General features: G+C 64.1%; 3 protein-coding genes. All 3 read right to left on the minus strand.

Features of this window, described 5'->3' with window-relative positions:
• Positions 1–955 (minus strand): transglutaminase family protein (locus tag RMO40_RS09085; protein WP_309719381.1); only part of this gene is annotated, 955 nt, incomplete at its 3' end.
• A gap of 172 nt (positions 956–1,127) precedes the next feature.
• The gene (locus RMO40_RS09090) at positions 1,128–2,105 is read right to left on the minus strand and encodes an alpha-E domain-containing protein (RefSeq protein WP_309719384.1); all 978 of its coding nucleotides are present in this window, start codon (positions 2,103–2,105) and stop codon (positions 1,128–1,130) included.
• 18 nt (positions 2,106–2,123) lie between these two features.
• On the minus strand, positions 2,124–3,461 hold a 1,338-nt coding region (locus tag RMO40_RS09095; RefSeq protein WP_309719385.1), incomplete at its 5' end, for a circularly permuted type 2 ATP-grasp protein.

Below are 3,461 nucleotides of genomic sequence, written 5' to 3' on the forward strand. Positions count from 1 at the left end.
CGGCGTCGACCTTGTGGCCCAGTGCTTCGATGCCGGCCCATTGCTCGTCGGTGTAGGGCAGCGTGACACGCGGCGCTTCCCACACACGCGAGACCTTCAAGGTGTGCTCGAACTCGGTCTCGCAGTCATCGAGCGCACCACTCACCGGCGCCGCCGAAGACGGCTCGGGCGAACACGCCAGCGGAATGTGCCCTTCGCCCGCCAGCAGGCCCGAGGTAGGGTCGAAGCCGATCCAGCCCGCGCCCGGCAGGTAGGCCTCGCACCAGGCATGCAGGTCAGTGAAATCGACCTCGGTGCCGCTCGGGCCATCGAGCGATTTGACGTCGCTCTTGAGCTGGATGAGGTAGCCCGAGACGAAGCGCGCCGCAAAGCCCAGGTGGCGCAGCAGCTGCACCAGCAGCCAGCCGGTGTCGCGGCACGAGCCCGAGCCATTGACCAGCGTTTCTTCAGGCGTTTGCACGCCGGGCTCCATGCGGATCAGGTAGCTGATGTCTTTTTGCAGGCGCTGGTTGAGGGCGACCAGAAAGTTGGTCGTCTGCATCTTCTCGCGCGAGATGCTGGCGAGGTACTTCTCGAAGGCCGGCGTGAGCTGCGCCTTGCGGCGATAAGGCTCCAGCTCGATGGCCAGCGACTTGTCGTATTCAAACGGGAAGTTGTCGGCCTCGGGCTCCAGAAAGAAGTCGAAGGGGTTGAGCACCGCCATCTCGGCCACGAGGTCGATCTCGATGCGAAACGAGGTCGTCTTGTCGGGGAAAACAAGCCGCGCAAGGTAGTTGCTCTGCGGGTCTTGCTGCCAGTTGATGAAGTGAGTGGCGGGCGTGACGCGCATCGAGTAGCTGAGGATGCGGGTGCGCGAGTGCGGCGCCGGGCGCAGGCGAACCACCTGCGGCCCGAGGTTGACCGGCCGGTCGTACCGGTAATGGGTCACGTGGTTGAGCGCAACGTGGATGGACATTCAGGGCTCCAGGACAGAGATCAGGGAAAAAAGGATCGCGGCTTCGCAGATGTGCATGCGAGCCCGCACGGCGATGGCAGGGCGAACTGCAGCGGCGCGCTGTGGTCGCAGTGCGTCACGCGCTGGATGTTGAGTTTCATCCGGTGACGCTGCTCGTCTCAGGCGACTGCGATCACGCGGCCACGGGCACGAGGAAGTCGCGGCTGATGCCCACCCCCAAGGTGCCCACGCGCTCCAGGAACTGGCTGAGGAAGGCGTGCAGACCGGTCGCGAGAATCTCGTCGATGCGGCCAAAGCGCAGGTCAGCCTGTAATCGCCCGGCGCGGCGCAGCGTGTCGTGCGACTGTTCGTTGGCCACACGCTGCAGGTTGGACACCACCTCGTCCATGCAGGCTGCCAGCGAGCGCGGCATGTCGGCACGCAAGATCAGGAGTTCGGCCACCTTCTCGGGGCGGATCACGTTGCGATACGCCTTGCGATAAACCTCGAAGCCCGACACCGATCGCAGGATGGCCGACCAGTGATAGAAGTCGTACTCCTGGTCCTTGCCATCACCATTGCCGTTGGCCGCGCCGGTGCCAAAAAACTCGCTCTCGACCGCATGGAACTTCACGTCGAGCATGCGGGCGGTGTTGTCGGCGCGCTCCAGGAAGCTGCCAATGCGCAAGAAGTGAAAGGCCTCGTCTTGCAGCATCGTGCCCACCGTCACACCGCGCGACAGGTGCGAGCGGAACTTGACCCACTCGAAGGCATCGCCCGGGTCTTTGTCGAAGGCCTTGATGCGCAGCATGCGCTGGAATTCGAGCCAGGTCTGGTTCTGTGTTTCCCACACCTCGGTGGTCAGGGCGCCGCGCACGGCACGGGCGTTTTCGCGCGCCGCCATCAGGCAGCTGTAGATGCTCGACGGGTTGCGCTCGTCGCTCACCATGTAGTCCATCACCTTCCTGGGCGTGATGTCGCCATGGCGCTCGCTGTAGTCGGCGGTCAGCTCGGAGATGCTCAACAGGCCACGCCAGCCGTTCTCGGCCGCGTCGGCCGACTGCGGCAGCAGGGAGGTCTGGTAGTTGACGTCCAACATGCGCGCGGTGTTTTCGGCGCGCTCCATGTAGCGCGCCATCCAGAACAAGTGGTCGGCGGTTCTAGAGAGCATCGCGTTCTCCTTGTGTCCTCATGCTTCTAATACCCAGGTGTCTTTTGTACCGCCGCCTTGCGACGAGTTGACGACGAGCGAGCCCTCTTTGAGCGCCACGCGTGTGAGGCCACCCGGCACCATCTGCACGTTTTTACCCGACAGCACAAACGGCCGCAGGTCGATGTGGCGTGGTGCGATGCCGCTCTCGACGAACGTCGGGCAGGTCGACAGGCTCAAGGTGGGCTGCGCGATGTAGCCAGCCGGGTTGGCCTCCAGCGCCTTGCGAAAGTCCGCGATCTCGGCCTTGGTGGACGCCGGGCCGACCAGCATGCCGTAACCCCCGGCGCCATGAACCTCTTTCACCACCAGCTCGTGCAGGTGGTCGAGCACGTACTTGAAGTCGTCTTGCTCGCGGCACTGGTAGGTGGGCACGTTGTTCAAGATCGGCTTCTCACCCAGGTAGAACTCGATCATCTTGGGCACGTAGGGGTAGATGGACTTGTCGTCGGCCACGCCGGTGCCAATGGCGTTGGACAGCGTCACGTTGCCCGCGCGGTAGACGCTGAGCAAACCCGCACAGCCGAGCGTCGAATCGGGCCGGAAGGCGAGCGGGTCCAGAAAGTCGTCGTCCACACGGCGGTAGATCACGTCGACCCGTTTCGGGCCCTGCGTGGTTCGCATATAGCAGAAGTTGTCTTTGACAAAGAGGTCTTGGCCCTCGACCAGCTCCACGCCCATCTGCTGCGCCAGAAACGCGTGCTCGAAGTAGGCGCTGTTGTACATGCCGGGGGTGAGCACCACGACCGTCGGCTCGTTGACGGCTGCCGGGGCCACACCGCGCAAAGTCTCCAGCAAGAGGTCGGGGTAGTGCGCGACCGGTGCCACGCGGTGCTGGCTGAAGAGCTCGGGAAAGAGCCGCATCATCATCTTGCGGTTCTCGAGCATGTAGCTCACGCCGCTGGGCACACGCAGGTTGTCTTCAAGCACGTAGTACGAGCCGCTGCCGTCGGGGTTGGCGGCGCGCACGATGTCGATGCCGCTGATGTGCGAGTACACGCCGCCGGGCACGTCGACGCCCATCATCTCGGGCCGGAACTGCGCGTTCTTGAAGATCTGCTCGGCGGGCACGATGCCGGCGCGGATGATCTCCTGCTCGTGGTAGACGTCGTGGATGAAGCGGTTCATGGCCGTCACGCGCTGCGTGAGGCCGCGCTCCATTTCGGCCCACTCATGGGCCGGGATCACGCGGGGAATGAGGTCGAACGGGATGAGGCGCTCGGTGCCCGAGCCGTCTTCGTCTTTTGCGCCGTAGACCGCGAAGGTGATGCCCACGCGGCGAAAGATCATTTCCGCTTCTTCACGGCGCGAGCGCAT

This window comes from Rhizobacter sp., from assembly GCF_031412075.1.
Classification (GTDB): domain Bacteria; phylum Pseudomonadota; class Gammaproteobacteria; order Burkholderiales; family Burkholderiaceae_C; genus Rhizobacter.